Below are 26,091 nucleotides of genomic sequence, written 5' to 3' on the forward strand. Positions count from 1 at the left end.
CAAAAGGGGGGTGGCAACCCCACCCCCTAATATTAAATCAATCTCTACTACTACAAATCAAATATATGCGATTGCCGAGATAGACTACGGCAGTGACGAGTAACGAGTGACGGGTAACGAGCGAAACCTGTCACTAGTCACTGGTCACCTGTCACTGCCTCAAAGTTTCTCGGTGGCTATGCCGAGAGGGTCACACCCGTTCCCATCCCGAACACGGAAGTTAAGCCTCTCAGGGCCGATGGTACTGCACGGGTAGCTGTGTGGGAGAGTAGGTCGCCGCCGGGATTTAATTCAAAAGCCCCAACTGTTCTTTCAGTTGGGGCTTTTTTATTTCTGGATTTTTTCTACCGATACCTCATTCCTCGCCCTCACCTGTCTCCACTCCCTCTTACCCAGTTATCGCCACAACTTCTTCATATGTCGTTACTCCTTCAAGCATTTTTCTGATTGCTACCTCAAAGGGATATAAGGTGAACAGCACATGAGATACAGGGATCGTAAGCTCTTACCAGCATCTCTAGTTTAAATTTCATTTCCTGCTCTCCTGCCCCTTCCGTGGCTCTTGCCAAAGAGAGGAGGTCCTGCTCGATGGCAGCTTGGTTTATGGCTGTGGGGGTTATGATGTCTGCGCCAACGCAATATCCCCTACTATTGAAGCTGTAACTGTGGATGAGGACCCCTCTGGGTGCTTCAGTAATGGCAGTTCCTTCGCCCTGGGGCGTTAGAATACTGTCAGTCGCTGAATGACCGTGCCCGGTTTGCAGAAGAGAATCTATTATCTCCATGGCAGACTCTACGGCAAAAACTAACTCGATTGCTTGGGCAAGGTTATTTTGCCACATGTCTCCATTAACAAGCTTTCTCTTTGCCTGGTCAAAGGCTTTTCCTGCCGCTTCTGTTAACCGTATGTCCATGTTCAGTCGGGAAAGGGCACCCACAGCAATATTTGCATCACCAAAATGGCTGAACTTGCCATTGGAGTGATCACTTACGCTCTCTTTCAATGCAGATCTATAATCGGAACCTTTAACCGCTATTCCAGTGCTTGTGGTCAGCATGTCTCCGAAAAGTGGTGGCGCATTTTCACCTTTCACTGCCAGATAGACGGGAGGTGGCAGAGGTGGTCCTGGCGTTGCGAATGATGAAAAGAGTTCGACGGTGCTGGTAGTATCGGCAAGTATTGATTTAAGGCTTTGCTGTAGACGGAGGAGGTCATTGTTGGCAATATACTGCCCCATACCGCCGATTTTCACATTGACCGGATGAATCAGGCGGCCGCCAATTGTCTCTTGAATATCATTACCTACCGCTTTTATCCGCAGACCGCGCTTTAACAGGTCAGGTGCCAGTTTTGCCAGGTCTGCAAAACCCGCAGCATTGAAATGATCCGGCAGAGCAAGGCAGAATAAATGAAGAGCATGACTCTGGATGTGCCCCCCCAGGACAATAAGCTGACGGTAAAGATAGGTTTCACTAGATACAATGATACCGAAAGCTTTTTCCACGGCCATCAGCGCTGTGACACGGTGGATCGTTGAACAAAGAGAACAGATGCGGCAGATGATATCAGGAATTTCCCGGAAATGCTTTCCCCGCAGGAGCGCCTCGAACAGCCGCGGTGGTTCTACCAGGCCAGCTCAACACGGTCCACATGGCTGCCATCCATGTAGACACGGACGCCGCCGTGTCCTTCCACTCTGGTCAGCGGTTTTATTTCAATAATGTTACTCATTGTTCCACTCCGGATAAAAGCGGCGCATCCTGCTCATGATCTCCTCTTTGCTGAAATCTTTTTCCAGAAGCAGAGCTAGTTCTGCGGCAACGTTAGCCTCGACAACCGGCCCTCTGCATCCCTCACAGACAATGGAAACAGCGGGACAGCGGGCATTGCACCCAGACTGAATCAGCGGGCCCAGGCACAGTTCGTCTTTTTCTATGAGGAGGCAGAGATTTTCACTGTTGCGGCACTCGGTGCAGACCGGGTAGTCTGGGAAAACCGGCAGGGTGCCGTGAAGGAGCGATGCAAGAGTAGCCAGTACCTCGGTTTTTTCCGGGGGGCAGCCGACAATGGTAAAATCCACTGTGACGAAGCGATGCAGTGGACCAGGAGCAAAGGTCAAAAGGGAGTGAGCTGAATCTCCATAGACGGCCTCAGCAAGCTCCTTGCGGGACTGATCATTCTTCATGGCCGCGATCCCTCCCCACCTGGCGCAGGTACCGACGCCAATGAGCAGGCGGCTCCGATTTCTCAGGCTCAACAGAATCTCCAGGTCTTCAGGTGTAGAGACTGCCCCTTCGAGAAATGCAACATCAAGGGTGAACACTCATCTCCCCCGGACATGCCCAGGGAAAAATTGATGATACTAAATTTCTCGGCAACCTGGGGCAGCTCTTCCTCGCAGTTGAGCAAGGTAAGCTGGCAGCCTGAACAAGCCGTAAGACCGGCAAAGGCAATAGTCGGCCTCATATGGCACCCTCGATGTCCTTGATCTCGCTGTAGCGAAAGACGGGGCCGTCGATGCAGCAGAGCGATTGTCCGACTGCACAGTGTGCACAACGCCCGAGACCGCACTTCATTCTTCTCTCCAGGCTGAGCAGGATGCATTCGTCTCTAAAGCCCAACGACTCAAGCTCGCCGACAAGGCATCTATAAAGGCAGGGGGACCACAGACGGCGGCATAACTCTTCTCTGCAATAATAGAGGTACCCCTCAACAGATCCGGTAGCAGCCCGATGTTGCAGAGCAGCTTGCCGGCCTCATCTTCAGTGGCAAAATCAACTGTTAGCATGAGCTTCACATTTTTCTCGCAGGAAACTTCCTGCAGGTCTTCACGCAAAAGGAGGGCGGAGGGCTCCTTGGCGCCGTACATGAAGGTGATTGCGCCGAAGCTTTCCCGCCGTTCAACCAGATAGCGGAGCAGCGAGTGCAACGGCACGATGCCGAGACCGCCAGCCAGCAGGTACAGGTTATGTCCCTTCATTTCATGCACAGGAAAACCGTTGCCGAAGGGCCCGCGTACATAGACGAGGTCTCCCTCTTGCAGTGTATGGAGCTTAGATGTCACGTGGCCTGCTTGCCTGATGCAGAGCTCAAGGAGCCCATCTGATCCGGGACCACTAACAGGTGAGAACGGGGCTTCTCCAACCCCGGTTGCCGATACCTGCAAGAATTGGCCGGGGATGAATCTGAATCCACGGCCAGTTTCATTGTTAACAAATCGAAGCCGAAACAATTTGATGTCCGATGTCAAGGACTTCAAGCCGATGATTTTTGCTGGTGCAGGTATGTGAATTATAGGGTTTCCGGTCATTTAGTTCCTTTGCTCACAGAACAGCTCCAGAAGATCGATTCTGACCGGGCACACCTCCCGGCACCGGCCGCAACCGACACAGGAGATGACGCCTCGGAGCGGGCCGAATCCATAGTACTTGTGCAAAAAACGATAGCGGAACCGCTCCCGTCTTGTTTTTCTGAAATTTATTCCTCCGGTGACCTCACCGTGGGCTTTGAAAAGACAGTTGTCCCACTCCTGGATACGTGTTGCCGTCTGTCCATCAAGGGCTCCATACTCTCGCACGTCCAGGCAGTAACAGGTCGGGCAGCAAAGGGAACAGGCGCCGCAGGAAAGACAACGTCTGGCGAAGTCATCCCAGAGGGGGCTGTCATCAAAAGTCTCGTGCCTTTGCACTGCACGGTCTATGTGTGCGGCCGTTTCTGCCGCTACTGCCGTTTTGCCAGCCAGCCTGGTGATTTCTGTCAGATTGGTAAGTCCCGCAATAATCTCTGCCCCCAATTGGCTCCCTTGGAGGACAATAAAGCCACCTTCCCCTTTGGCCAGGAATAGGTCGTATGGCACCGATGATGACTCAATTCCCAGTTCGCCGCAGAAGCAAAATTCATCGGGCTTGCAGGAAATGCCTACCAGCACAAGACGACTGCGCCTGCTTTGATATATCGGGTCAGAACGGTCTTCCAGAAAAACGCGGTCAAGGTAGGCGATGGAGGCCAAATCGCAGGCATGGAGACCGAAAAGTACAGTCCGTTCAGTGGGTGAGGCTGGGAGCTATAGCCAATAGCTGATTCAAAGTGCAATGTTTCTTGTCTTGGAGGGAGAAGGTATTTGGGGAGGAGAGTGCGGTGGTAATCCAGGTTCAGGTCGGAAATAGAAGAAACAGGATTGAAAGATAACACCCCCTGGCGGTTGATGGTTGGACCATGAAGGGTACCAATCTGCATCAGGTCGGATAAAAAATCTTCCAGTGACTCACTTGCCAGGAATTTATCTGCCACACGACCTCCGCGTTACCTTTGCAATTCTAACGCTAATTCGGTGGCAGACAACTTTTTTATGGGATGGGAAACTTATCGGCGGGCTTCGTCATACAGTGAGTCGGCCTGCTTTTCATCTACCTTTATGCCTTGCTTGTCCAGAAGCTGCCCCGTTGTCAGCCAAAGCCTGGTGATGGAGTTGTTGTAATCCACAAGTGCACGAATCTGGTTATTTTGAGCTGTTACCAAATCATTTTCAACGTCGAGCACATCTTTTGTCGTGGCGAGTCCTGCCTGGTTCTTCTTGATGAAGGCGTTTAGCCGTTCCTCAGCGAAAGCTCTGCCCCGGTCGGTAACTTCCAGCTGCTTGAAGCTAGCCCTGAGCCCCCTTATGGCCGTCCGTACCTCGTTGGCAATATTGGTTTCAATTGCTTTCAGCTGAGTTCGCGTCTGCTCCAGTGCCAGCTTGCTTTGAATATATTCATTCTCCGCCGCGCGGTTGCCGAGGGGATAGGACAACTGCAGACCCAGCCCCCATACCGGATAATCGGCGGAGCTGATATTATTGATGCCGTTGGCATAGCTTCTATCGAGGCTCGTCAGGGAGACACTGGTTCTAAAGGTCAGATCTGGGAGGGTGCGATTCCTCAGGGCTCGTGTCTGCAGTTCCCTGCTTTTCAGGTTGGCCCGCTGGGTTTGTAATTCCGGACGGGTGGCAAAGGCCAAGGTCAGTGCCTCGTCTTCCTCCACGGTAAGCTCCTGTTTTGTGGGAGTGTCGGTGGGTATGATTTCCTGGTTCCCTTGCAACTGTAACAGCACGCGAATAAGGTCCATCTCATCGTTCAAAGCCCGTTGTGCATCGATGATATCTTTTTCCCTGGTGGCAACTCCAAACTCCGCGTTGAGTATCTCCATGGCCGGCAGTACCCCTGCTTTAACCCTTCCCTGGGTATCGGACAGGATCCTCTGGGCCAGAGTAAGAGATACCTTTTTTACTTCCAGGTCTTGCCTTAGGCTGTAAAGCTTGAAGTACTCGTTCAGTACTTGGGAAACGGTGTTATTGAGCCTCGTCCTGAAAGTTTCCAGTGAGCCTTCCTTGGCAAATCTGGCGACATTGATGGCGAGCTCTGTGTTCTCTCTGCCGAAGTTCTTCAAAAGCGGCTGGCTCAGTGAAAGGGCAAGGTCCGACTGGTAATAGTTGGTGAGGGTCCTGGTGGCATCAAAATTGTTGTTGTACCAGATGTTATTGAAGCCGATTGCCACTGTGCCCCCTGTGGGGATAAGCTGACTGACTCCGGCATTGAACTCAAAGGACTGCTGCTTGGTGATATCGGTCCCTGTAATGACCACGTTTGATGGTTTGGTGGTGGAGTTGTTGTAATTGACCAGGGCATTTAACAGGGTATCGTAAATGCCTGCGTTTCTCCGTATGTCGGCCTCGGCAATGGCAGGATTATAGAGCTCGATCTTAACGTCCAGGTTGTTTTCAGCCGCCCGTTTTATGGCGTCTTTCATGGAAAGACTCAATGCTCCTTCTTCGGCTGAAGCCATGCCGGCAGCAGCACCCAGATAAATGGAGAAAAGAATGGTGAGTGATATTTTAATCTGGGGTCTCATGACGATTCCTTTTTGTTCTGTACCGAGATGCAGCAATACAATTAGTTGCCACGTCATGCCCGATGACAAGAGGTCATTTTTATCGATTATTCAGGCAACTGTAAAGGGGATTTTTATGAAATGAAGCTAAAGTTTTAATCTATAAAAACCGACTCTTCTAGTAGGGCTGGAATCGGTTGGAATTTCGCCAAGGGATAAAAATGGATCGACAGGGTAATGCCAGAGTAATAACTGCCAAGATATCAGGAAGCTACCTTATTGTTGGGTGCCTGTGGATATTATTTTCGGATATGATTGTGACCGCTATCGTCAGAGATGCCTCCATGATCGCGCGTTTATCCATTTTCAAGGGTCTTGCCTTTGTTGTTGTCACTTCCCTAATCCTTCACTGGATGGTCAGCCACTATATTGACGAAATCAGCCGCTCACGGGATTTTTATCTGAAAATATTTGAAGACTTTCCCGCTCTCATCTGGCGGGCTGGGACTGATGCAAAATGCAATTACTTCAACAAGACCTGGCTCAAGTTCTCCGGCCGGACCATGGAGCAGGAGTTGGGGGATGGCTGGACAGAGGGTGTGCACCCCGAGGATTTTGACCGCTGCCTTAACATCTATCTGGATTCTTTCAAGAACCGCATGCCGTTCGTCATGGAGTACCGGTTACGACGTGCAGACGGGGAATATCGCTGGATAATCGATCATGGCATGCCGTTTTACGATCTTCGTGGCCAATTTTCCGGCTACATCGGTTCCTGCTATGACATCAGTGAAAGGAAGGCGGTTGAAAGGAGGCTGGAACATCTGTCTGCCCATGATTCCTTAACAGGCATCAATAACCGCAGTTTTTTCGAGGCAGAAGTGGCAAGAATTTCGGCAGCCGATGTCTTCCCCGTGAGCATCATTTCCTTTGATCTGGATAGCCTGAAAGTCGTCAATGATACCTGTGGTCACGCGGCGGGAGATGAACTAATCAGGGCCACCGCCCAGGTACTGAGAAAGGTGGTACGTTCAGGGGACACCCTGGCCCGCGTTGGTGGCGATGAATTTGTCCTGATTATTCCTGGGGCAGGGCGAGCCGTAGCTGATGAAACGGTCGATCGCATCAAGCAGCCTTTGCTTGCCACAACCTTGAGGGGCACAGTCATAAAATCAACATCTCACTTGGAGCGGCAACGGCAGAGAGTGCGGAATCATTACAGGAAGCGCTCATTGAAGCTGACCGGAACATGTATCGTGAGAAGTACGCCCATAAAAATGAGCAGCTAGAAGGGTTTTTATAAAAGCTGCAGGGCGCCAGATGCTTATCTTCTCCCAGATTGAACCTTGGGGAGAGGTTGATCTGTGAATCGGTGAAATAGAGATACTGCTTAGGCGAAATGCTGATGCTGTCGGGTTATTGAATGTAGCATCTTTGAAATGGCCGATTGTGACGTATTGTGTCGTATTTCTGTGGTTAACTGTAGAAAACCATGGAGGTGCCGCATGATATATATCACCAACGATAGTTTAGGCCAGGCGGTGTATCTAGACCTGCACGAAAGGGCGCCGCGCAAAAGGACGGGTGGAGTGGAGCATATTTTCGACGGTCTTGTCGGTAATGGCGTGACGGAAGTTCCGGTAAGGGTAAGTAGCTGGCAGGATTGCCTGGAAATAGCCTTTAGCGGCAGCCGTCTCTTTCAGCTGGTTGAGGAAAAGACAGTCCGCAGGATTATGGGGGACGTGGTGCGGGAACTGGTGATTACATAACGATTCTTGGGGAATAGATGGATAAGGTGGAGTAGCAAGCTCAGCTGAATATTTTCCTGAAGAGCCCCTTTTTATCGGTTTCACGTTTTTCGGCGATCATATTCAAGCCCTTGCGGGCATTGCTTTCCTTAGGATTAATTTTCAGTGCCTTCTGAAATTCTCCCTCGGCGAGCCCTTCACGTCCCTCATCCATGAGCATCCAGCCCCTTAAGGCATAAGCCTCTGCGTTTTTTTCGATTTGCAGCGACTTGGCAAGGAGCATCTTTGCTTTTTCCAGTGACGCCTTTGAGCTGCGGTTGGCCGGGTTCCTGTAAATGGCAAGGGCAAGCAAGGCGCAGTGGCTTGCATTGTCCGGTTCAAGGGTGTAGGCATCCTGAAGCGCTTTTTCCGCATTCTCGAACTCGCCCATTTCCATAAAGACGCTTCCTGACTGAAACTGGATCCTTGCCTGGAGCCTGTCGTCCTGCTTTCCGTCAAGGCCCAGGGTGGTATCGGCATTGAGCATCTCATCGTAGCGTTCCTTGGCAACTACACTGGAGAGTGTGTTGTAGGCGTTGGCATAATGGGAGAGAATGTCCTGGGCGATATTCATGGTCGTGCCGGAAAGTTCCATGAACTTTTCCGGTGAATACTGGCGGGTCTTGGCAAAATAGGCTTCCTTCAGGGCATTGAAGCTGAATGTGTTCTGGCTGAGCCCGAAGATTTCGTAGTAGTTTTTATGCTGGATGCCGGCATACTCGCGCTGGACAGTCTGTTCGAAATTTATATCTTCCGAGGAAAGCGGCGCCGCCATGCCGTCGGTGCCCACTACTAGTTCCAGTGTTTCCGATACCTCTTCCACCAGATCGTCGAAACCGACAGCTGGTTCATCGGCGGTTTTGACCTCCTCCATTGGGCGATTGAACAGGTTCCTTTGCACAAAATCGGGTTCATCATCTGCCGACTGAACGTCTCGGAAAGCCAGCATGCCCATGGCAAAGAGAAAATAAAAAAATGCAGCCGCTTCGCCGGGCGTTTCGGCCGCGGCAACCAATTCCTTCAGGGGTCGCCGTGCGGCCAGCTGCTGCAGGAAGTCGATTTCTTCCCGGCGAAGCGTGAGTAGGTTGGTGAGGCGAAAAAAGAGCGAAGTTCTGACCGGGTACTTTCCGCCATTGACACTGATGAACTGTTCCCTTTCGAAGGGGATGCTGTTTTCCCTGGCTGCCTGGTATAAGAGACGGGGTACCGACAGGGGAGTCAGGGGAAATTCCACATTTGGTGAAGATTCCTCTTGGAAGCTGAAGCCTGTCTTCTCCCTCAGGGCGGAAATGATTGCTGCGGTAAGAAAAAGCCGTGATTCCTCGACCAGATCATCATAGGTGAGAAGGCCGGTGTGGTTAAAGAAAAGCCGCCCTTCGCCAGAACTGAGGAAAAGATTCAGGTCATCGCCGGCTATTTTCCCGGTGGAGGTCAGAAAGGAAGCAAAACCACGTTCCCCCTTGGATATGAATGAAACCGGCTCCCCATGGAGAAATATTACGCGGACCCCCTGGGGCAGTGAGAGCGTGCCGCTTTTTCCGGTTTCATGGATGCTGAGAATTTTGCTGAAGAGATTCTGCGCCTCTCCAATTTCTCGAACATCTGTCAATGATGAATTCACCGCGTTCAAGAACGCCTGCCTGGAGAAGGGCTTTTCCAGGTAGTGACGAACTCCCAGTTTTTGTGCCCCCAAAGCATATTTCTCTCCCCTGTATACACCGGTCATGATAATGACGGGTAAAGATGCCAATTCAGGCGATTTGCGCAGTCTCTGCAGCAGTTCCACGCCGCTCAGCTCCGGCAGCTTCAGGTCTAGGAGCAGGAGATCCACCGGGCTTGAGGCAAGAACACGCATGGCTTCAGTACCGGTCCCGGCAATGATAGTTTCCATACCTTGCGCCGCAAGAAAGGTCTGCAGCATCTGCGCCAGTGCGGCGTTATCTTCTGCCAGTAATACTCGGGTAGTCATTTGCGTACCCCGCCGTTTTCCCGGATGTTGGGGGAGCGGATTTGGAGGAGGATTTAAGGTATCGGTTCACCGCCTGGTTGTGCTCTTCAAGAGTGGTCGAAAAATGATGATTGCCGTTTTTTTTCGCTACGAAATAGAGATAATCTGCAGGTGCCGGATTGAGGACCGCCTCGATGGCGGCGCTGCTTGGATTGCCGATGGGCCCCGGCGGCAATCCCTTGATCCTGTAGGTGTTGTACGATGATTTGCGCATGATGTCCTGCTTGGAGACGTTGCCGGCAAAGGCTCTTACCCCGTATACCGCGGTTGGGTCGCTTTGAAGGCGCATCCCCATTTTAAGGCGATTATGGAAAACAGCGGCAATCAGGGGGCGTTCTGACGGATCTATGGCCTCTTTTTCTATCATGGAGGCATGGTGAGGACCTTCACCTGGTCGAAGGGATGCTCTTTTGCCCTGTCGGCGAACCTGACGGAGTATACTTCATGGAACTTCTCCACCATTTGCTCGATCAGGTCCTTTTCCGACATGCCCGGCACAACATTGTAGGAACCTGGATAGAGGTAGCCTTCAACGCTCAAGCCCGGAATATTCAGGTCGTGAAGCATTTTTTTGTCACGGCACTGTTTGAGAAAGGATTTTTTACTGAAGAAGCCTTTTGCCTCCAGCATTTCAGCAATCTGGAAAGTGGAGTAGCCTTCGGGTACGGCAAACAGGCACCGGTAGACATCCCCTGTAGCCAGCTTGCCCAGTATCTCTCCGGGGGACATGCCGTCGTTGAATTGATACGTGCCAGCCTTTAACCGGGCATCAAGGCCGCGAAGCCTGGCATAAAGTGTGAAAAGGCGTGTGCTGGAGACCAGTTTTCTTCTATGGAGTTCTGCAGCTATTTTGCCGGGAGTCATTCCCGGAGAGATGGTAATCATTTCAATAGTTTTGCCGCTGCCTGCGGGATTGCCGGCAAAAAATCCCAGCCGCAGCGTCGGTAGCAGCAGCAACAGCAGGAGAACTGCTGGAATGCGGTACTTTTTTTTTCTTTTTTAAGAAGTTAAATTTCATGTCCCAGTGTCTTGCATTTTGGTGGCTACTGCCCATAAAAGGCCAATATTCAGCCATTTGTAGGTTATATTAGCCTTTATGTCAAGGCCAAAAGCCCATATTTTACTATGGCATCCCTGCCGATACGAGCCTGCTCGTCACCCCGGATATGCCGACGGCTGCTTTATTGACTTAGCTGTTTACATGGTGTAACCTGCTCTGCTAATTAGCTTTACCGTGAGAGGACCGTTTTTCTTGTTTATCTCAGGTTGCCAGCCCTGTTTTGATGGCTAAATTGGCGGAATTTTCATAAATAGTAGGTTTTGCAGTGGGAACAGAAGAGTTTAACCGAGTACTCGGACACCGGCGGATCTTTGAAAAGGCTTGATCCTGAAAATGTGCATAATGCGCTGACCATCGATGTGGAAGACTGGTATCACGTCAGCAATTACGAGGCGAAGCCGGTTTTACCTCCAGAGTCCAGGCGGGTGCGACAGAATGTCGAGCGTATCCTGGCAATTCTGGCCGAGTATCATATCAAGGCCACCTTCTTCATGCTCGGCTCCGTCGCCGAAGAGGAGCCGACTTTGGCTGGCGATATAGTCAGAGACGGACACGAAATTGCATCCCATGGGTATTCTCATACACTGGTGCCTCGGTTGGGGCCGAATAATTTCAGGGATGAGATTAGACGGACGGCGGAAGTAATAGGCAGGCAAACCGGCTGCAAGCCTGTCGGTTTCAGGGCGCCCCAATGGTCCATTGGCCCAGGGATCTCTTGGGCAGTGGATATCCTCCAAGAGGAGGGTTACCTGTACGATTCCAGTTACAATCCGCTTCCATTTGTGGGTGACCGAAAGGGGCCTCGCACTCCTTTTGCTATTGCGACCACGGGAGCAGTATTGTCGAGGTGCCGCCCATGGTGACACCTTCTCCCATCGGCAACCTCCCGACCGGTGGCGGATGGGGATTCCGATTTTTCCCCTTGGGTTTGATCACCCATACTGCCAGGAAACTTAACAATGGGGGAATGCCTGCGGTTTTTTATCTCCATCCTCGGGAAATGGACCATCTGGTCCGCGCTTGAGCCTTCCGCCCCTGAAATCCTTTGCCGCATATGGAACCAGGAGCGACGCCGAGGGCCGGCTCAGGCATCTTCTGCAATCACTCAAGTTCTGTACCATGAGACAGTTGGTGGAAAAGTGGGAAGCTGCATAATTATTCCGGCCTATAATGCCGAAAAGACAATTGTTGCCGTGGTTAAGGAAGCATTGTCTTCAGGTTTACCGCTGCTGGTAGTCGATGATGGCTCCATGGACGCGACCGCCACCTGCATCAAGGGTTTGCCGCTCAATCTCATCAGCCATCGCCGTAATATGGGTAAAGGCGCCGCCCTGAGAACCGGGTTCAACTGGGCGCTGATGCATGGATTCGAGGGGATTGTGACAATTGATGCCGACGGCCAGCACGACATTTCCGCCATCGGTTGCCTGATTGAACATGCCAAGGGGAACAATCTTGACATCCTGATAGCATCGCGATTTTCCCAGTTTGACCAGATGGCCGGGCTGCGCAGTTTTTGGAACCGTTTCGGCGTCTGGTGCATGAGAAAGCGTACCGGTTTCGAAATAAGCGACAGCCAGTCCGGCTTTCGCTACTATTCCGGTCATCTGCTGCGCAGCATCAATCTTGTCTCTGAAGGCTATGACCTGGAGATGGAAATACTGATGAAGGCCTGGCGTGGCGGGTTTACTATTGGTTCCATTCCGATAGCGGCGCGCGTGGCGGATGGGCGCGCTACAAGCCATTACAGACCGGTACGCGATACCTGGAATATCTGTATGACCTTTTTGCGCTACATGCGTGCTTGAAAACGGACTTCAGGTTGGGAAAGCCCTTATAATCTTTAAATAGTTTCATGAAGTGGGTGAACATGCTCCAGAGTTTGAAAAACTACTCGACAGAAAAAATAGTTTCTTTGCTCCTTTCGCTGGCGACCAATTCGTCCAATGAAAACCTGGCCAGGATGACTTACCTGATGGAACTGATCCCGAAAAAGGATTATTACAGGGATCGCATCAGATGGATGCGCCAGCTGCTTCGTGACAACCATCCAAGTATGGAGTTTCCCCGCCGCATCCTTCGTGATTTGCATCCCAACCAGCGGGATAAATGGATCACAAACCTTGCTGTCAACCATCTGCTCTCCGGAACCAATAAGCGGAAAGCCTGGGCCGACCGGGAAGGCTACTATCCCCCTTCGACAGTTGTGATCAGCCGACCATGAAATGCAATCTATCCTGCTACGGCTGCTATGCCGGTGACTATCAAAAGTCCCTGGAGCTTTCCCTGGAAGAGATCGACTCGGTGCTTACCCAGATGAAGGAAATGGGGGTGTATTTCGCCGTTATTTCCGGGGGGGAACCCTTCTTCAAGGATGATATATTCGAGATATTCAGAAAGCATTCGGATATGGCGTTCCTCGTCTTCACCCACGGCGTTGATAGACGAGGCTATGGTGGAGCGACTCATCGAGGTCGGCAATGTCATGCCCGCCTTTTCCCTTGAAGGCTATGAGACCGAGACCGATGAACGACGCGGCCCTGGCCACTTCAGGAAGGTGATGCACGCCATGGATCTGCTGAAAAATGCAGGGCTTTCATTCTGCGGCTCCTTTACCCACACCAGCAGGAATACGGATATTATTACCGATGGCAGTTATATTGACATGCTGGTTGAGAAGGGCTGTTTTGCCCTCTGGCTTTTTTCTTATGTTCCGGTGGGGCGTAACCCGGATATGGCCTTGATGCCTGCCCCGGAACAGCGAGACCTGATGCGGCGAAGGACAGCCGATTTCCGCGGTTCAAAGCCCATGCTGATCATCGATTTCTGGAATGACGGGCCCATCATCAGCGGTTGCATTGCCGGTGGCCGTAAATATTTCCATGTCAATGCCAATGGCGATATCGAACCCTGCGTCTTCTGCCATTTTGCCGTGGACAACATACGCCGCACTTCAATAAACGAGGCACTGAAATCGCCACTCTTCCGTAAGATCAGAGAAAAACAGGCTCCCACGAAAACCTGCTGAGACCTTGCATGCTGATCGATCATCCTGAGGTGGGGCGTGAAATGTTTGCCATGGAAGGCACCTACTCCACTCACGAGGGGGCAGGTGAAATTTTCACCGACCTGGCGGGGGACATGGACAAGTACGCTACTGATTATGCCAGGATTGCCGACCCGGCCTGGAAAATGGAATTTACCGCTGAAGCAGGAGAGACAAAGCGGGCCGGTTCTGTAAAAGCATGAATGTCCTTTTGGTAAACCCGCCATCAACAGGGGTCTTTACCACCTTCGGGGTCAGTCTGCCGCCCATGGGGCTGCTCTACATTGCAGCGAGCCTTGAACAGGCTGGTCACAAGGTACAGGTTATCGACCTGCAGTGTGAACCGTCGGGTCTCGATCCCTTTCATATCAAAGCAGCAGATGTTGTCGGGATCACTTCCGACACGACTCGCATAGAAAAAGCCATGGAGATTGCACGGCAGGCGGCAGCCATAGGCCGTCCGGTAGTTATGGGTGGCCCCCATCCGCAGTTCATGGCAGAAGAGATCCTTCGTACCGGTCATGTGCATTGCATAGTCAAGGGAGAAGGTGATCTGACCTTTCCCCGGTTGCTTCAAAGCTTGGAACGGCGTGAAGACCTGGCCGAGGTTGAGGCATAATCTTCCGTGACGGGAAGAAGCTGGTGGAGACGGCCAACGGTCCAGTTCCCGACCCGGAACTGCTTTCTTTGCCCGCCCGTCATCTTCTGGATCTGAGCAAGTACAGCGCGTCCCTGAACGGTATTCCCCTTACGCCGGTAGTAACAAGCCGAGGCTGCCCCGGGGCATGTTCTTTCTGTTCCTCTTCCTCTTTCTTCGGGCGCCGCTGGCGCAGCCGCAGTCCGGAATCGGTGCTGGCAGAGCTCGACGAGGTGTATAACCGCTACGGCTTCCGTGCCGTTGCCTTTGTCGACGACAACTTCAGCCTTTCCCCGGAGCGTGTCATTGCCATTGCCGATGGAATCCGCGCCCGCTCCTATGATCTGCAATGGTGGAACTTCTCCCGCGTCGATAACATCGTCGGTAACCCGCAGATGGTGCAAGCCATGGCACAGGCCGGGTCCAAAACGGTCTTTCTCGGCATCGAGAGTGCCGATGACGAATCATTGAAAACACTGGGGAAAGAGAATCAGGGGGAGGCAACCGCAAAGGCGGTAAAGCTTTTGCAGGAAAATGGCATCGAGGTCTTTGGCAGCTATATTCTCGGCCATCTCAATGAGACTGCCAAGGATGTGGAGCGGACCATCCAGATGGCGGTTGACCTGAACACCAATATTGCCCAGTTTTCCATCCTGACCCCATATCCCGGCACCCCCCTTTACAGGGAATTAAAGGAGCGGATATTTCTCAAGCGTTGGAAATTCTACGATGCTCTCCACCTTGTCTTCCGCCATCCGCGCATCAATCGACATCTGCTTCAGTTCTTGCTGATCAAGGCTTATCTGCGGTTCTACCGGCGATCGAAGAAGGCGAAGGACGATTTCAGGGACTATGGCAAAACCCAGGACTCAGCCTGAAGAGGATGTTGACCTGTGCCTATGACCTTTTTTTCTAAGATTAACTGATTTGTTGGAAGAAGGCTTCCCTTGGCGCTATACAGCAGTTTGAACCTGTTTTTCATAAGACTCTTTACCGTGCTCGTCCCCAGATTCATGCACCCTCTTTGCCATCTTCTGGGGCGGGCTTTTTTACCTGCTTCTGGCGGGAAAAAGACGTGGGATCAGGTCCAACATCAGGATCATCACCGGCAGTCGGAACGTTGAATTGCTGGTGCTGGCCACCTATTACAAGTTCGCCCGCAACTGGTGCGACGTGATGCTGATGATGAGGTGGCGTGGCTCTAAGCTGCAGTCCCTGATCGGCAGGAGGTCGGACGGCGGTCCTCTCGACGCAGCGCTTGCTGCAGGGAATGGCGCCATTCTCATTTCCCCGCACCTGGGTAACTGGGAGCTGGGTGGGCTGGGGCTTGCGGACATGGGGTACACCCTGAATGTCCTCACCTTCAGGGAGCCGGATGAGAAGGTAAACGAGTTGAGGGAGCAGGTCCGGCTTGAACGGGGTATACGCTTTATCTATGTGGACCGGAACGATACGTCGCCGCTGGCGGTGATCGAGGCGGTCAACGCCCTTCGCCGCAACGAGATACTTGCTTTGCTTGGAGAGCGCGATGGCTCCTCCCATACCATGACTCTCGATTTTTTCGGCAGGCAGGCTTCCATTCCCGTTGGCGCCGCTTATCTGGCCATGGCCAGCGGAGCGCCGGTCATTCCCGTTTTCGTGCCTCTGGAGGGGAATCACTACGCCACTATCATGGAAGCCCCCATTTACTTCAGGGGAGGGCATGCCGACCATGCCGGGTCCATCGGGGACGGGACAGAGCGCATTCTGAGGGTTTTCGAGAAATACATCAGAAGGTACCCGGACCAGTGGTACAATTTCTTCGACTACTGGGGCAGGGAAAATATCAACAAGGAAAAGTTTATAGATGTCAGAAGAATTGATCGACCAGGTGAAACAACTGATTATAGACAGCCTCCGCATCGAGGGGATGGGGATCAGCGACATCGAGACGGACGCTCCCCTGTTCGGCGAAGGGTTGGGGCTCGACTCCATCGACGCTCTGCAACTGGTGGTAGGGATGGAAAAGGCATTCGGCGTTGTCGTCCCTGATGCAGAGACCGGCAACAAGGTTTTCCGCTCCGTCAGGACCATGGCAGAATTCATCGCGGAACACCGTAAATGAAACTGCTTCTCATCTCTCCAGGCTGGCCCAAGGGGAGATTGTGGGGCGAGCTGGGATTCAAATTTCCATCCCTTTCCCTCGCAGCCATTGCCGCAGCTACCCCGCCACATTGGGAGGTGGCCCTGTGCGACGAGAACGTGGAGCCCCTTGATGTTGCCGGCCATGCGGATCTGGTGGCCATCACCGCCATGACCCCCCAGGCGCCCCGCGCCTATGAGATTGCGACCAATTTCGTGCCAAGGGAGTCAAGGTGGTGATGGGGGGCTTCCACGCCAGCAATCTTCCCCATGAGGCTCTTCTCCATGTTGATGCGGTGGTTGTGGGCGAGGGTGATCTGGTCTGGCCCCGGCTGGTATCGGATTTTGAAAAGGGAACCCTGCAGCCCCGTTTATCGCCCCGACGCCATGTTGGATATGGCGGACCTGCCGATTGCCAGGCGGGAGATCTTTGCCGGCAAAGGCTATCTGCTCACAAACACGCTCCAGACCACCCGCGGTTGCCCCTTTGACTGCGAGTTCTGTTCAGTCACCGCCTTTTACGGCAGAAAATACCGGGAGCGGCCGGTGGAGCAGGTGCTTGCCGAACTTGAAGTGCTATGCAAGCAGAATTCCTTCGCCTTTTTCGTCGATGACAATCTGGTGGCCAACCGCCGCTACGCCTTGTCCCTGTTCTCGGCCATGAAGGGAATGGGATTCAAATGGCTTTCCCATGCCCCCATCGACTTTGCCGGTGATCCCGAGTTGATGCGAGCTGCCGGCGAATCCGGCTGCATCGGCATGTTCGTCGGCTTCGAATCCCTAAACCAGGAATCGCTGGTGGCCATGGGCAAGGTGACCAACCAGGCCACATCCTATCTTGAGCAGGCAAAAGTCTTTCGCGACCACGGCATCGGTATTCTCGGCTCATTCGTCCTCGGCTCCGACGGTGATACTCCTGCCATCTTCGAACCCATACTTCGTTTCTGCGAGGCGGCGCGGATCGAGGCTGCCATCTTCCCCATCCTGACCCCCTATCCCGGCACCAAGGTTCGTGAAAGGCTGGAAACAGAGGGGCGCATAACTTCCAATGACTGGCGCGATTACGATATGGGGCATGTGAATTTCATTCCGCGGGGCATGAGCGCAGCCGAGCTGCAGGCTGGCCATGACTGGCTCAACCGGTCGTTTTATTCCTTTTCCTCCATGTACCGGCGGATTTTCAAGCTGCACCGATCGGTGCAGGTCTTTGCACCGATGAATTTCGGTTTCCGGAGCGCCATCCGGCGCACGGCCAAGGTCATGGTGTAGGCCGATGGATTGTTTCATGTTCCCTGGACAACCACTGGCCCGAGGCGCCGCTCTGCCCCCGGATGAGGCTTTACCTCCATTGCGGAACTGGTGAGGCAAAGGGCCGGCTTCGACTTGCTCACTTCCAGCTGGCTTCGGCAGGAGAGCACCGAAAATGTCGGCCTCCAGCTCTATGGCGTAGGGATGAGCTGTATATGAACCGTAAAAAGCGGTCTGCAGGGATTCAACCTGCTGTGGTCGCTGAGCACAGCATGGGAATTTATCCGGCACTGGCTGCGTGCTCTTCCCTTCCCGAGGCAGAGGTAATTGAACTTACCTGGCGGGTTGGCGCATGCCTGGCAGAAATGGGCAAGAACCGGGGCTTTGCCCTTGGCTGCATCATCGGCTTGACCTGCGAGCCGGTGTTGGCCATTGCCGGTAACAGTGGCACTCATCTGGCCAATCATAACACTTCCCGTCACTTTCTTCTCTGTGGCAGGAAAGAAAATATTGAAACAGCCGTTGCCGAGGCTCTTGCCCAAGGAGCCTTTTCGGCAAAAGTCTTTGATTGCGACGCGCCCCTTCACACTCCTCTCATTTCTGAGTTGGAAACACCGTTGCGGCAGATATTCGCCGATTACAGCTATGCTGAGCCCTGCGGAGTTCTCATTGATCACCTGGAGCAGAACCGATTAAAAGCAAAAGACCTGCCCGATTTCATGTTCAGACAGCTCTGTATGCCGGTTTACTGGGAAAGAACCTACCGTGCCCTGGTTGGTATGGGGGTAAAGAGATTTCACGAGATAGGCGCAGGCGAGGCGCTGAAAAAGTACAACCGCTGGATAGCCAGTGAAACTGACCAGAAATGAGAGTGCCGTGAATTTCCACGAGACCTTGATCAAAGTGCGTTTCAATGAGGTGGATGCTTACCGGGTTGCCTGGCATGGCCATTATGTGGCATGGATGGAAATAGGACGCAATGACCTTGCCGAACGCTTCGATGTGGGGGTGGAGCAAATCTCCGATGCAGGGTTCATGCGCCGGTGGTGGATCTCAGCATCAAATACAAAAGACCTGCCCGCTTCGGCGAGGAGCTGCGGGTACGCACGAGAGTGAAACGCACCGAGACGAGCACTCTCGAATTTACCTGTGATATTGTCGGCGAAGATGGACAGCTGACCGCCTCGGGAAGGACCGTGCACGTCCTGACCGACATGAATGGGGTCCTGCAGTATACCTTGCCGCCGGTTATTGCCGAGAGGCTTGAAAAGATGATGGCGTTTCTGGGGGTGTGATGGATATCCTGCTTATCTCAGCCAACAGGGAAAGGACCCCGTATCCGGTTTTCCCCCTCGGTCTTTCCTATCTTGCCGGCCCGCTGGCCGAACGGGGACACCGCTTGAAGGTCCTTGACCTCTGCTTTGCCGATGATCCTGAATCTGCCGTAAGTACAGCTCTCGACGAGTTCACTCCCAATGCAGTGGTTCTTTCCATCAGAAACATCGACAACGTCACCTTTCCCAGGAGCCGTTCCTACCTGCCCGGGGTGAAAAAGATCGTCGATATCTGCCGCGGCAGGGTACCGGTTATTGCCGGCGGTTCGGGCTTTTCCATCATGCCGGCGGAGATTCTCGCCTATCTGGATGCCGATTACGGCGTGGTCGGCGAGGGAGAGGAAATCTTACCGGAACTGCTGACATGCATCTCCGATGGTTTGACTCCCGAGTCCCTGCCGGGGGTGCTGGTCAGGGAAAAAACCGGTTTCTTGCCCGCCAGACTCATCCAGAGCATAAGACCTGCCGAGCGCGGCCTTTTCCCGCTGGAACGGTACTACCGGGAAGGAGGGATGGCCAACCTCCAGACCAAGCGGGGCTGCCCCTTTTCCTGCATCTACTGCACCTATCCCCTGTTGGAGGGGAGGGCGATCAGGGTGCGGCCGATCGGCGACATCATCACCGAGATCAGATCTCTGGTGGAGGGCTTCGGCATCAGTTACATCTACTTTGTCGACGATATCTTCAACTATCCCCCCGAATTTGCCGAGGAACTGTGCCAGGCCATGATCTCCGAGAAACTTCAGATCAATTGGACCGCCTTCATCAACCCTGCCTTTATCACGCCGTCCCTGCTGCAGACCATGATTGCCGCCGGTTGCGACGCCGTGGAATTCGGCAGTGAATCGGGTTCAGCCTCGATGCTGCGCAATCTCGGTAAATCATTTACCGTCGATGATCTGCGCAACTCCTCACGCCTGTGCCGGGAAGCAGGGGCGGATTTTGCCCACTATATTCTCTTCGGTGGACCTGGTGAGAGCGAAGCAACCATCGACGAGACGTTTGCCCTGATGGACGAGCTTGAACCGACTGCCGTCATTGCCATGACCGGCATCCGCATCTTCCCCGGCACGCCATTGCATGCTTCCGCCCTGGCCGACGGCACCCTTGCTGCGGAAACATCACTGCTGGAACCCGTTTTCTATATTTCGCCCCCCATCCGGGAGACCCTCTGCCAGATGGTCACGGAGCGGGCACTGGCCCGAAAGACCTGGGTGGCGCCGGGGCTGGAGATCAATATGAGCGATGCCATGCTGGAGGCGCTACGCCATTTTCCGGTGCGAGGACCGCTGTGGAAGCTGATGAAACGGCTGGGCAGGAGTCGGGTCAGGCCAATGTCGGCTCCTGCCGTTGAGAATGCCGGATGAGTGGGGCAATTATGGAATTCAAGGACAAGATAATCGTCGTCACCGGCGGCACCAGGGGCATAGGCAAGGCTATCTCACTGCATTTCGCCCGCCTTGGAGCACAGGTCACGGCAGCTTACCTGACTAATGAAACAGCAGCGGCTGCCCTCCAGGAAGAGTCCGCCGGTCTTGCCGGTGCCATCAGTACGGTGAAAGCCGATGTTGCCACTGCCGACGGCGCCATGTCACTTGTGGAGTCAGCGGCGGCAGCCACCGGCTCCATTGATATCCTCGTCAACAACGCCGGCATAATCCGCGACTGCTATCTGCCCATGATGTCGGAAAACGACTGGGATGCCGTTGTCCGCGGCAATCTCTATCCCCTTTTCCATTGCTGCAAGTGGGGAGTGAGAAAGATGATCGCCAACCGGCGCGGCGTTATCGTCAATCTTTCCTCCGTTTCCGCCTTAAGCGGCACGGCTGGTCAGACCAACTATGCGGCCAGCAAGGGAGCCGCCATAAGTTTTACCCGTTCCCTGGCCAGGGAGGTGGGGCCAATGGGCATCAGGGCCAACGTTGTGGCTCCGGGGCTGATCGAAACGGAAATGACCGCTGCATGAAGCCCGACATGGTGGACAGAATCGTCAAGTCCTCCTCCCTCGGGCGTATCGGCAGGGCGGAAGAGGTCGCCGGGGCGGTTGCCTTTCTTGCTTCGGAACAGGCTTCCTATATACCGCCAGTGCCTGGTGGTGGACGGGGGAATAGTCTGAAAGGGGCTTTCCCGGGCCAAAGAAAAGCTTTATTTATTGTTCCTTTTCCGGTTAAAATGGCATTTCATTAGCGAACAAGTTAGCCAGATGCCACGAAGAGAACAATGGAAAGAAAAAGAATAGCAATAACCGGATTGGGCGTTTTCGCTGCCGCCGGCAAAGATATAACTTCCTTCACCGATGCCCTTCTTAACGGCCGATGTGCCATGGGTCCCATCGACCTTTTCGATGTAAGCCGGTTTTCCTCAAGGATCGGTGCCCAGGTTCCAGGCTTCAATCCCCTCGACTATTTCAGCGCGCGAAATGCAGCAAAGCTTTCCCGTGCCGACCAGTTCGGCGTCATTGCCGCCGGTGAAGCTTTGGCTGACAGCGGCGCTTTGCAACATTACTCACCATACGATGTGGGCATATCCATGGGCGCAGGCTCTGCCGGCATGCTTCATGCCGAGCAATGGCTGAACGAGACCATCGCCGGCAGCAAACCGGACCCCTCCCTTCTGCGAGGCATACTTCCCGACCGCACCTCCACGGCCATTGCCGAAACATATGGAATCGGCGGCTATCAGGGGAGCATCACCACTGCATGTTCTTCATCTGCAAACGCCATTGGCTGGGGTGCCGACCTCATCGCCTCCGGCAGATTGAAGGCAGCCGTGTGTGGCGGTTCGGATTGTCTCTGCATGTTGACCTTTGCCGGCTTCAATTCCTTGAGAGTGATCGATCCGGAACCCTGCGCCCCTTTCAGCCTGGGGCGGCGCGGCATATCCCTGGGAGAAGGGGCTGCTTTCCTTGTTTTAGAAGAGGAAAACGCCGCAAAAGAGCGCGGTGCAAAGATCCATGGTTATGTGCTTGGTTATGCAGTGGCGGGAGAGGCCCATCACATGACCGCTCCCGCACCGGACGGTGTCGATGCCTCCGAGCTAATGGCGGCCTCTTTGAAACAGGCGGGTGTCTCCGCCGCGGATATCGGCTGGGTGAATGCCCACGGTACCGCTACGCCTCTCAATGACGTGGTGGAGACCAAGGCCATGAAACTGGTATTCGGTGAACGGGCCAAGGATGTGCCGCTGGTTTCCACAAAGGCGCTCACCGGCCACTGTCTCGGCGCTGCCGGGGCCATTGAAGCCCTGGCCACCGTGATCGGCCTGAGAGACGGTTTTATTCCCCAGACGCTCAATTTCAGGGGGGCAGACCCTGAGTGTGACCTTGACTATTGCCACCAGGGGTTAAAGGCGAGCAATGCCATGCTGGCCGTCTCCAACTCCTTTGCCTTCGGTGGAAACATAACAAGTCTGGTGCTCGGTAAATGAAGAATATTGCCAATGACATAGTAATTACCGGCATGGCGGCCATTTCTGCCGCTGGTGTCGGGCTTGATCCCCTTGTTACTGCATTGGGAGAAGCAAAAGTCTGCTCAAGCCGATCCCGGCAGATATCGCCGGTTCGGACGGCTACCTGTGGGGTAAGGCTGACGCCTTCAAGGGGGGCGATTTCATGCCGCCCCTCAAGGCGCGGAAATTCGATCGTTGCAGTCTTTTTGCCGTTGTTGGCGCCGGGATGGCGCTCAAGGATGCGGGCATCGACCGTGGCTCCATAGCTGCCGGCAGAATAGGCATTGTCCTCGGCTGCGGATTCGGCGGCATTGCCAATTCGGAGGAATTCCTGCGCGGCTACTTCTGCTCCGGTGCAGAAGGTCTTTCACCGATGCTTTTTCCCAACACCGTTCCCAATGCCCCGGCCAGCAATGCCTCAATCGAAAACGGCCTCAAAGGCCCCAATGTCACCTTCGTTCAGCGTTTCTGCTCGGCCGAATCGGCTTTCATGATGGCCTGCCGCTTTTTGCAGGAAGGGCGTGCCGATATCATTCTCACCGGCGGCGTCGATGAGCTGACCACTGCCATGGTCAGGGGGGTCAAGGCGGCTGGACAGTTGAGACGCAATGGGGCGGGTTTCGGAGAAGGGGCCGGTATTCTGGTGCTGGAAAGGGGCGACCACGCCCGGGGGCGTAATGCCGTGATCAAGGGGCATGTGGGAGAAGTACGGACCATTGGCCGTTTGATCCCGGGCCTTGAGGCCGAAGGGGTGGACCGGCTGCTTTCCGGAGTAGAAGATATCAAGCTGGCAGGGCTTTCCGGAACAGCAGTTGCCGAGAAGACTCTGATGGAGCGGTTGCCCGCTGTGGAACGCCTCGAAACCGGTAACATCATTGGGCGGGCACTTGGTATGGGCGGGCTTGCCATGGCCGCCCTTGTCCTCTCCCTTCCACAGGGGCTGCCGGCCTGCATGTGGCGGCCTCGCCGGAAGGACCTTACTACGCCATTGAATTCAGGGGAGGATCACCTGTTTAATTCAGATGCCTCCCAGTATCTTCCCCACCGCCCCCCATTTCTCTTCGTGGACAAAGTCATCAGCCGTGAGCCCGGTGTCAGTGCAACCGCAGAGATTGTCATTACAGCGGACAGCGGTCCTTTTCCCCCCATTCTGCTGATTGAATCCATGGCCCAGGTGGGGGGCATTGCCGCCGGGCAGGTGGCCGGGGCCGGGGGAGTCCTTGCCGCCGTCAGCCAAGGGCGAATCCCTGCCGCAATGGACCCGGGGAAATATCTGGTTTCTGCGCGTGTCGTCAAGTCTTTTGGCACACTGCACATGGTGGAAGGGGAAGTGCTGGGGGAGGGAATATCCATCGCCAGCGCAATCCTGACCCTTGCAGTGGGCAGTCTGGGATGACACCATTCCCCATAACCTATTCTGAGAGAAAACAATGAAAAAGATCCTGCTTATATTGCTGTTTATTTCTTTCTGTCTGGGGCAATCTGCCCATGCTGCCCCCAATAAGGCGTTGGAAGCACTGGAGACACTGCGGCGTGGTTTTTCCGGCATGAACGATTTTACCGCCGATATTGTCCAGGAAAAGCAGATGGCATGATGAAGCGGAAGATGGTTTCAAAAGGGGTTGTTCGCTTCAGGAAGCCCGGCACCTTCTTCATGGAGCTTTTGCCTCCCTATGCCAGCCGCCTTCTCCTGCGGGACAACGTGTTGACCATGCGCCTGCCCGAGCAGGGGGTAACCGACCGGATCGTGCTGCCGCCGGAAGAGAGCCTCGATAAATGGTTCTCGTACCTGGCAAAACCCATGACCAAGCTTCCGGAAGGGATGGAGGTGCGGGCCGACCGTCAAGGGAGCACCTGGAATGTCCAGTTGTCTCCCAAGGGCAAGTGGAGTCAAGGACTTGGCCATCAGCTTCGATGCCGACGGCAAGATCAAGCGCCTGGCAATCGATGAGCGAAACGGAGACCGAACCGTCATCAAGTTTGCCAACATGCGGCGCAATGCCGGCCTGACAGAAAAGGACTTCCTCCTGGATTAGATCCAGACCATTATTCCCATGCCCAATGTCATCCGCACCGTAACCCGTTCGTTTCAGCAGCTCGTCCATCGTCATCTTGCATGGATCCATCGCATGACCACCACCTATCCGCGACGGGTGGTGGTCATGGCTTTACTGCTCCTGCTATCCTCCATTGCTTCCATTGCCACCACCAGATTTGAAGCCGATATCTTCAAGCTCTTCCCGTCCCAGGCAGGTCCTCTCAAGCTGTTCCTCGATTCCCTGGAATGGACCGGCGGCGCCAAGGATGTCTATTTTCTGCTGGAGGGGGAACCATCCTTCTGCCAGTCGAGGCTGAAAGACTGGCGGCCAGGCTGAAGACGCTGCAGGTGGATGGGGCAACCGCCTTCCGCAATGTCAAATATCGTGTCTACGATACCTCCGAGGCAGCATCCTTCGCCCGGTTCATCGCCTATGCCGTAACCCATCCCCAACTGTATCTGGATCCTGCCGAAGCAGGCAATTACGGGTTGAAATTTGATCAGCCGGCAATAAATAAGCCTCTGGACAGGGCCGGAGCAGAGCTTGCCAGCCAGGTGGGAATGGGAATGCGGGACATAATTGCCGCAGATCCGCTCTACCTGCGCGAGCTGATTCTGCCGCGTCTGAAAAAAGCAAGTCAGGCATTGGCCCTTGATACCACTTCGCCCTATTTTCTTTCCCGCGACGGCAGGTGCTGATCATGATCGCCGAGCCGGCCCTGCCGGTGCAGAATATCGCCTTTGCCAGAAAACTGGTGGCAGGCATTGAAGAGGTCCGCCGCGGTATGAAGGTGAATGTTTCCTGTGCCGGTGCCCACCTCTCCGCGGTAATTGACGAGCGGGTGATGAAAGAAAATATAATCGCCTGCATTGTTTCGTCCCTGATTGTGGTGCTGGGGCTGTTCTACCTGACCTACCGCCGGGTGCTTCCCACTCTGCTCATTCCGCTGATTCTTTTTTACGGCGTCGCCCTTGCCCTGGGGACTGCCGGTCTTTTTCTCTCATCCATCAGCATCATTTCCTTTGCCTTTACGGCCTTGATTATCGGCCTCGGTACCGATTACTCCATCCACCTTTATGACCGCTATTACAGCGAGCGAAGCCTTGGCCGCGACACCGCTGAAGCAATGGAACTGGCCATCGTCGAAACTGGCCATGGCATATTCACCGCTGCTGCCACCACGGCGCTGCCTTTTCTGGCGCTCACCATTTCCGACGTACGCGCCCTTTCCGAGCTTGGCCTGCTTGTGGGCCTGGGAGTGATCTTCTCTCTCTATGCGACATTTTTCTTTCTGCCGCCGTTTATCATTGCTGCTGAACGGCGCTTTCCTGCCGTGTCATACCGTCCGCTGCCCAGATTTGGGCTGGGGTGGATCTGGAAAAAGTGCCTGACCCGTTCCGGTTGGATTGTCGCATCTCTGCCCTGCTTTTTTGCGTTCTTCTGGTTGCTGCATGTTTCATCAGCTTTGAAGGTGATCTGAAAAATCTCCAGCCACGCC

At 54.0% G+C, this 26,091-nt stretch carries 36 protein-coding genes, 1 rRNA gene and 2 pseudogenes; 29 read left to right on the forward strand and 10 right to left on the reverse strand.

Annotation, left to right across the window (positions count from 1 at the left end; genetic code table 11):
- Nucleotides 1-168: 168 nt before the first annotated feature.
- Nucleotides 169-285 (forward strand): 5S ribosomal RNA (gene rrf, locus JCM15764_RS14625).
- 170 nt (nucleotides 286-455) lie between these two features.
- Here the strand turns inward: rrf and JCM15764_RS14630 are convergent.
- From JCM15764_RS14630 to JCM15764_RS14650, 8 genes are all read right to left on the reverse strand, one after another.
- Entirely contained in the window at nucleotides 456-1,631 is a 1,176-nt protein-coding gene (locus JCM15764_RS14630; RefSeq protein ID WP_369412345.1) for a Ni/Fe hydrogenase subunit alpha, read from the reverse strand.
- Nucleotides 1,625-1,732, reverse strand: coding sequence for a hypothetical protein (locus tag JCM15764_RS30635; RefSeq protein ID WP_500778431.1), 108 nt, complete (start codon nucleotides 1,730-1,732; stop codon nucleotides 1,625-1,627). Before JCM15764_RS30635 ends, JCM15764_RS14630 begins: the two co-directional genes overlap by 7 nt.
- On the reverse strand, nucleotides 1,725-2,324 hold the full coding sequence (locus JCM15764_RS14635; RefSeq protein ID WP_243689056.1) for an NADH-quinone oxidoreductase subunit B family protein: 600 nt from the start codon (nucleotides 2,322-2,324) through the stop codon (nucleotides 1,725-1,727). The genes JCM15764_RS30635 and JCM15764_RS14635 overlap by 8 nt, the downstream gene beginning before the upstream one ends.
- 139 nt (nucleotides 2,325-2,463) lie before the next feature.
- A complete protein-coding gene (locus JCM15764_RS23975; RefSeq protein ID WP_243689057.1) occupies nucleotides 2,464-2,577 on the reverse strand; it encodes an iron-sulfur cluster-binding protein in 114 nt (37 codons plus the stop codon).
- Nucleotides 2,574-3,311: an FAD/NAD(P)-binding protein gene (locus tag JCM15764_RS14640; protein WP_243689058.1), complete on the reverse strand. Its 738-nt coding sequence runs from the start codon at nucleotides 3,309-3,311 to the stop codon at nucleotides 2,574-2,576. The genes JCM15764_RS23975 and JCM15764_RS14640 overlap by 4 nt, the downstream gene beginning before the upstream one ends.
- The gene (locus JCM15764_RS23980; RefSeq protein WP_243689059.1) at nucleotides 3,312-3,929 is read right to left on the reverse strand and encodes a 4Fe-4S dicluster domain-containing protein; all 618 of its coding nucleotides are present in this window, start codon (nucleotides 3,927-3,929) and stop codon (nucleotides 3,312-3,314) included.
- Nucleotides 3,920-4,291 carry a hypothetical protein gene (locus JCM15764_RS23985; protein WP_243689060.1) on the reverse strand — a complete coding sequence of 124 codons (372 nt, stop codon included), beginning with the start codon at nucleotides 4,289-4,291 and terminating at the stop codon, nucleotides 3,920-3,922. Before JCM15764_RS23985 ends, JCM15764_RS23980 begins: the two co-directional genes overlap by 10 nt.
- A 72-nt stretch (nucleotides 4,292-4,363) precedes the next feature.
- On the reverse strand, nucleotides 4,364-5,887 hold the full coding sequence (locus JCM15764_RS14650; protein ID WP_243689061.1) for a TolC family protein: 1,524 nt from the start codon (nucleotides 5,885-5,887) through the stop codon (nucleotides 4,364-4,366).
- Nucleotides 5,888-6,183: 296 nt separating this feature from the next.
- Between JCM15764_RS14650 and JCM15764_RS14655 the strand changes: the two genes are divergently transcribed.
- Both JCM15764_RS14655 and JCM15764_RS14660 read left to right on the forward strand, forming a co-directional pair.
- Entirely contained in the window at nucleotides 6,184-7,155 is a 972-nt protein-coding gene (locus JCM15764_RS14655) for a sensor domain-containing diguanylate cyclase (protein ID WP_243689062.1), read from the forward strand.
- 216 nt (nucleotides 7,156-7,371) lie between these two features.
- The gene (locus tag JCM15764_RS14660; protein WP_054697034.1) at nucleotides 7,372-7,635 is read left to right on the forward strand and encodes a hypothetical protein; all 264 of its coding nucleotides are present in this window, start codon (nucleotides 7,372-7,374) and stop codon (nucleotides 7,633-7,635) included.
- 40 nt (nucleotides 7,636-7,675) lie between these two features.
- Here JCM15764_RS14660 and JCM15764_RS14665 read toward each other — a convergent pair whose 3' ends face one another.
- Together JCM15764_RS14665 and mltG are read right to left on the reverse strand one after the other, a co-directional pair.
- Entirely contained in the window at nucleotides 7,676-9,622 is a 1,947-nt protein-coding gene (locus JCM15764_RS14665; protein ID WP_054697037.1) for a response regulator, read from the reverse strand.
- A pseudogene (gene mltG, locus JCM15764_RS28590) lies at nucleotides 9,591-10,546 on the reverse strand (endolytic transglycosylase MltG). Before mltG ends, JCM15764_RS14665 begins: the two are co-directional and overlap by 32 nt.
- A 486-nt stretch (nucleotides 10,547-11,032) precedes the next feature.
- Between mltG and JCM15764_RS24000 the strand changes: the two are divergent.
- The 26 genes and pseudogenes from JCM15764_RS24000 (at nucleotide 11,033) to JCM15764_RS24090 (ending at nucleotide 26,073) form a co-directional block, all read left to right on the forward strand.
- Complete coding sequence (locus JCM15764_RS24000; RefSeq protein ID WP_243689065.1) at nucleotides 11,033-11,584, forward strand: polysaccharide deacetylase family protein; 552 nt, start codon at nucleotides 11,033-11,035, stop codon at nucleotides 11,582-11,584.
- Complete coding sequence (locus JCM15764_RS24005) at nucleotides 11,578-11,745, forward strand: DUF3473 domain-containing protein (protein ID WP_243689066.1); 168 nt, start codon at nucleotides 11,578-11,580, stop codon at nucleotides 11,743-11,745. Before JCM15764_RS24000 ends, JCM15764_RS24005 begins: the two co-directional genes overlap by 7 nt.
- 115 nt (nucleotides 11,746-11,860) lie before the next feature.
- Complete coding sequence (locus JCM15764_RS14680; protein ID WP_054697040.1) at nucleotides 11,861-12,529, forward strand: glycosyltransferase family 2 protein; 669 nt, start codon at nucleotides 11,861-11,863, stop codon at nucleotides 12,527-12,529.
- Between the two features lie 62 nt (nucleotides 12,530-12,591).
- Nucleotides 12,592-12,945 (forward strand): hypothetical protein, encoded by a 354-nt coding sequence (locus JCM15764_RS24010; protein WP_243689067.1) that lies wholly within the window; start codon nucleotides 12,592-12,594, stop codon nucleotides 12,943-12,945.
- Nucleotides 12,942-13,226, forward strand: coding sequence for a radical SAM protein (locus tag JCM15764_RS24015; protein WP_243689068.1), 285 nt, complete (start codon nucleotides 12,942-12,944; stop codon nucleotides 13,224-13,226). Before JCM15764_RS24010 ends, JCM15764_RS24015 begins: the two co-directional genes overlap by 4 nt.
- Nucleotides 13,174-13,749: an SPASM domain-containing protein gene (locus tag JCM15764_RS24020; protein ID WP_243689069.1), complete on the forward strand. Its 576-nt coding sequence runs from the start codon at nucleotides 13,174-13,176 to the stop codon at nucleotides 13,747-13,749. Before JCM15764_RS24015 ends, JCM15764_RS24020 begins: the two co-directional genes overlap by 53 nt.
- A gap of 8 nt (nucleotides 13,750-13,757) precedes the next feature.
- On the forward strand, nucleotides 13,758-13,970 hold the full coding sequence (locus JCM15764_RS24025; RefSeq protein WP_243689070.1) for a hypothetical protein: 213 nt from the start codon (nucleotides 13,758-13,760) through the stop codon (nucleotides 13,968-13,970).
- A complete protein-coding gene (locus tag JCM15764_RS24030; RefSeq protein WP_243689071.1) occupies nucleotides 13,967-14,386 on the forward strand; it encodes a B12-binding domain-containing radical SAM protein in 420 nt (139 codons plus the stop codon). The genes JCM15764_RS24025 and JCM15764_RS24030 overlap by 4 nt, the downstream gene beginning before the upstream one ends.
- A 23-nt stretch (nucleotides 14,387-14,409) precedes the next feature.
- On the forward strand, nucleotides 14,410-15,282 hold the full coding sequence (locus JCM15764_RS24035; RefSeq protein ID WP_243689072.1) for a B12-binding domain-containing radical SAM protein: 873 nt from the start codon (nucleotides 14,410-14,412) through the stop codon (nucleotides 15,280-15,282).
- 223 nt (nucleotides 15,283-15,505) lie between these two features.
- Nucleotides 15,506-16,150, forward strand: a pseudogene (locus tag JCM15764_RS24040) (lysophospholipid acyltransferase family protein); the annotation flags it as partial.
- Between the two features lie 163 nt (nucleotides 16,151-16,313).
- The gene (locus tag JCM15764_RS14700; protein ID WP_243689104.1) at nucleotides 16,314-16,508 is read left to right on the forward strand and encodes a phosphopantetheine-binding protein; all 195 of its coding nucleotides are present in this window, start codon (nucleotides 16,314-16,316) and stop codon (nucleotides 16,506-16,508) included.
- Nucleotides 16,505-16,765 carry a hypothetical protein gene (locus JCM15764_RS24045; protein WP_243689073.1) on the forward strand — a complete coding sequence of 87 codons (261 nt, stop codon included), beginning with the start codon at nucleotides 16,505-16,507 and terminating at the stop codon, nucleotides 16,763-16,765. The genes JCM15764_RS14700 and JCM15764_RS24045 overlap by 4 nt, the downstream gene beginning before the upstream one ends.
- A gap of 72 nt (nucleotides 16,766-16,837) precedes the next feature.
- Nucleotides 16,838-17,794, forward strand: a complete 957-nt coding sequence (locus JCM15764_RS14705; protein ID WP_243689074.1) for a B12-binding domain-containing radical SAM protein — start codon at nucleotides 16,838-16,840, stop codon at nucleotides 17,792-17,794.
- Nucleotides 17,795-17,988: 194 nt separating this feature from the next.
- A complete protein-coding gene (locus tag JCM15764_RS14710) occupies nucleotides 17,989-18,642 on the forward strand; it encodes an acyltransferase domain-containing protein (RefSeq protein WP_243689075.1) in 654 nt (217 codons plus the stop codon).
- Nucleotides 18,623-18,889 carry an acyl-CoA thioesterase gene (locus JCM15764_RS24050; RefSeq protein WP_243689109.1) on the forward strand — a complete coding sequence of 89 codons (267 nt, stop codon included), beginning with the start codon at nucleotides 18,623-18,625 and terminating at the stop codon, nucleotides 18,887-18,889. The genes JCM15764_RS14710 and JCM15764_RS24050 overlap by 20 nt, the downstream gene beginning before the upstream one ends.
- Nucleotides 18,820-19,068: an acyl-CoA thioesterase gene (locus JCM15764_RS24055; protein ID WP_243689105.1), complete on the forward strand. Its 249-nt coding sequence runs from the start codon at nucleotides 18,820-18,822 to the stop codon at nucleotides 19,066-19,068. Before JCM15764_RS24050 ends, JCM15764_RS24055 begins: the two co-directional genes overlap by 70 nt.
- The gene (locus tag JCM15764_RS14720) at nucleotides 19,068-20,474 is read left to right on the forward strand and encodes a lipid biosynthesis B12-binding/radical SAM protein (RefSeq protein WP_054697045.1); all 1,407 of its coding nucleotides are present in this window, start codon (nucleotides 19,068-19,070) and stop codon (nucleotides 20,472-20,474) included. The genes JCM15764_RS24055 and JCM15764_RS14720 overlap by 1 nt, the downstream gene beginning before the upstream one ends.
- Nucleotides 20,471-21,073: an SDR family NAD(P)-dependent oxidoreductase gene (locus JCM15764_RS14725; RefSeq protein WP_243689076.1), complete on the forward strand. Its 603-nt coding sequence runs from the start codon at nucleotides 20,471-20,473 to the stop codon at nucleotides 21,071-21,073. Before JCM15764_RS14720 ends, JCM15764_RS14725 begins: the two co-directional genes overlap by 4 nt.
- Nucleotides 21,074-21,327: 254 nt before the next feature.
- On the forward strand, nucleotides 21,328-22,533 hold the full coding sequence (locus tag JCM15764_RS14730) for a beta-ketoacyl-[acyl-carrier-protein] synthase family protein (RefSeq protein WP_054697048.1): 1,206 nt from the start codon (nucleotides 21,328-21,330) through the stop codon (nucleotides 22,531-22,533).
- A 184-nt stretch (nucleotides 22,534-22,717) separates the two neighbouring features.
- Complete coding sequence (locus JCM15764_RS24060; RefSeq protein WP_243689077.1) at nucleotides 22,718-23,950, forward strand: beta-ketoacyl synthase N-terminal-like domain-containing protein; 1,233 nt, start codon at nucleotides 22,718-22,720, stop codon at nucleotides 23,948-23,950.
- Between the two features lie 34 nt (nucleotides 23,951-23,984).
- The gene (locus JCM15764_RS24065; protein WP_243689078.1) at nucleotides 23,985-24,149 is read left to right on the forward strand and encodes a LolA family protein; all 165 of its coding nucleotides are present in this window, start codon (nucleotides 23,985-23,987) and stop codon (nucleotides 24,147-24,149) included.
- A complete protein-coding gene (locus JCM15764_RS24070) occupies nucleotides 24,146-24,505 on the forward strand; it encodes a LolA-like protein (protein WP_243689079.1) in 360 nt (119 codons plus the stop codon). Before JCM15764_RS24065 ends, JCM15764_RS24070 begins: the two co-directional genes overlap by 4 nt.
- Entirely contained in the window at nucleotides 24,453-24,590 is a 138-nt protein-coding gene (locus JCM15764_RS24075) for a LolA family protein (protein WP_243689080.1), read from the forward strand. Before JCM15764_RS24070 ends, JCM15764_RS24075 begins: the two co-directional genes overlap by 53 nt.
- An 18-nt stretch (nucleotides 24,591-24,608) precedes the next feature.
- Complete coding sequence (locus tag JCM15764_RS24080) at nucleotides 24,609-24,929, forward strand: hypothetical protein (protein WP_243689081.1); 321 nt, start codon at nucleotides 24,609-24,611, stop codon at nucleotides 24,927-24,929.
- A gap of 11 nt (nucleotides 24,930-24,940) precedes the next feature.
- Complete coding sequence (locus tag JCM15764_RS24085; RefSeq protein WP_243689082.1) at nucleotides 24,941-25,291, forward strand: hypothetical protein; 351 nt, start codon at nucleotides 24,941-24,943, stop codon at nucleotides 25,289-25,291.
- 2 nt (nucleotides 25,292-25,293) lie between these two features.
- Nucleotides 25,294-26,073 carry an MMPL family transporter gene (locus JCM15764_RS24090; protein WP_243689083.1) on the forward strand — a complete coding sequence of 260 codons (780 nt, stop codon included), beginning with the start codon at nucleotides 25,294-25,296 and terminating at the stop codon, nucleotides 26,071-26,073.
- The last annotated feature ends 18 nt before the right edge of the window (nucleotides 26,074-26,091 follow it).

The organism is Geotalea toluenoxydans JCM 15764 (assembly GCF_001311985.1).
In the GTDB taxonomy this organism is placed as follows: domain Bacteria; phylum Desulfobacterota; class Desulfuromonadia; order Geobacterales; family Geobacteraceae; genus Geotalea; species Geotalea toluenoxydans.

Excerpts from the sequence above, each read along its gene's own strand:
- JCM15764_RS14650 (WP_243689061.1), bottom strand. The coding sequence starts at position 5,887 with ATGAGACCCCAGATTAAAATATCACTCACCATTCTTTTCTCCATTTAT.
- JCM15764_RS14710 (WP_243689075.1), top strand. The coding sequence starts at position 17,989 with ATGAACCGTAAAAAGCGGTCTGCAGGGATTCAACCTGCTGTGGTCGCT.
- JCM15764_RS24025 (WP_243689070.1), top strand. The coding sequence starts at position 13,758 with ATGCTGATCGATCATCCTGAGGTGGGGCGTGAAATGTTTGCCATGGAA.
- JCM15764_RS24015 (WP_243689068.1), top strand. The coding sequence starts at position 12,942 with ATGAAATGCAATCTATCCTGCTACGGCTGCTATGCCGGTGACTATCAA.
- JCM15764_RS24005 (WP_243689066.1), top strand. The coding sequence starts at position 11,578 with ATGGTGACACCTTCTCCCATCGGCAACCTCCCGACCGGTGGCGGATGG.
- JCM15764_RS24020 (WP_243689069.1), top strand. The coding sequence starts at position 13,174 with ATGGTGGAGCGACTCATCGAGGTCGGCAATGTCATGCCCGCCTTTTCC.
- JCM15764_RS23975 (WP_243689057.1), bottom strand. The coding sequence starts at position 2,577 with ATGAAGTGCGGTCTCGGGCGTTGTGCACACTGTGCAGTCGGACAATCG.
- JCM15764_RS24090 (WP_243689083.1), top strand. The coding sequence starts at position 25,294 with ATGATCGCCGAGCCGGCCCTGCCGGTGCAGAATATCGCCTTTGCCAGA.
- JCM15764_RS14720 (WP_054697045.1), top strand. The coding sequence starts at position 19,068 with ATGGATATCCTGCTTATCTCAGCCAACAGGGAAAGGACCCCGTATCCG.
- JCM15764_RS24060 (WP_243689077.1), top strand. The coding sequence starts at position 22,718 with ATGCCGCCCCTCAAGGCGCGGAAATTCGATCGTTGCAGTCTTTTTGCC.
- JCM15764_RS24070 (WP_243689079.1), top strand. The coding sequence starts at position 24,146 with ATGATGAAGCGGAAGATGGTTTCAAAAGGGGTTGTTCGCTTCAGGAAG.
- JCM15764_RS24080 (WP_243689081.1), top strand. The coding sequence starts at position 24,609 with ATGCCCAATGTCATCCGCACCGTAACCCGTTCGTTTCAGCAGCTCGTC.
- JCM15764_RS14660 (WP_054697034.1), top strand. The coding sequence starts at position 7,372 with ATGATATATATCACCAACGATAGTTTAGGCCAGGCGGTGTATCTAGAC.
- JCM15764_RS24010 (WP_243689067.1), top strand. The coding sequence starts at position 12,592 with ATGCTCCAGAGTTTGAAAAACTACTCGACAGAAAAAATAGTTTCTTTG.
- JCM15764_RS14640 (WP_243689058.1), bottom strand. The coding sequence starts at position 3,311 with ATGACCGGAAACCCTATAATTCACATACCTGCACCAGCAAAAATCATC.
- JCM15764_RS14665 (WP_054697037.1), bottom strand. The coding sequence starts at position 9,622 with ATGACTACCCGAGTATTACTGGCAGAAGATAACGCCGCACTGGCGCAG.
- JCM15764_RS14700 (WP_243689104.1), top strand. The coding sequence starts at position 16,314 with ATGGGGATCAGCGACATCGAGACGGACGCTCCCCTGTTCGGCGAAGGG.
- JCM15764_RS24030 (WP_243689071.1), top strand. The coding sequence starts at position 13,967 with ATGAATGTCCTTTTGGTAAACCCGCCATCAACAGGGGTCTTTACCACC.
- JCM15764_RS14730 (WP_054697048.1), top strand. The coding sequence starts at position 21,328 with ATGGAAAGAAAAAGAATAGCAATAACCGGATTGGGCGTTTTCGCTGCC.
- JCM15764_RS24045 (WP_243689073.1), top strand. The coding sequence starts at position 16,505 with ATGAAACTGCTTCTCATCTCTCCAGGCTGGCCCAAGGGGAGATTGTGG.
- JCM15764_RS30635 (WP_500778431.1), bottom strand. The coding sequence starts at position 1,732 with ATGAGTAACATTATTGAAATAAAACCGCTGACCAGAGTGGAAGGACAC.
- JCM15764_RS24065 (WP_243689078.1), top strand. The coding sequence starts at position 23,985 with ATGAAAAAGATCCTGCTTATATTGCTGTTTATTTCTTTCTGTCTGGGG.
- JCM15764_RS14725 (WP_243689076.1), top strand. The coding sequence starts at position 20,471 with ATGAGTGGGGCAATTATGGAATTCAAGGACAAGATAATCGTCGTCACC.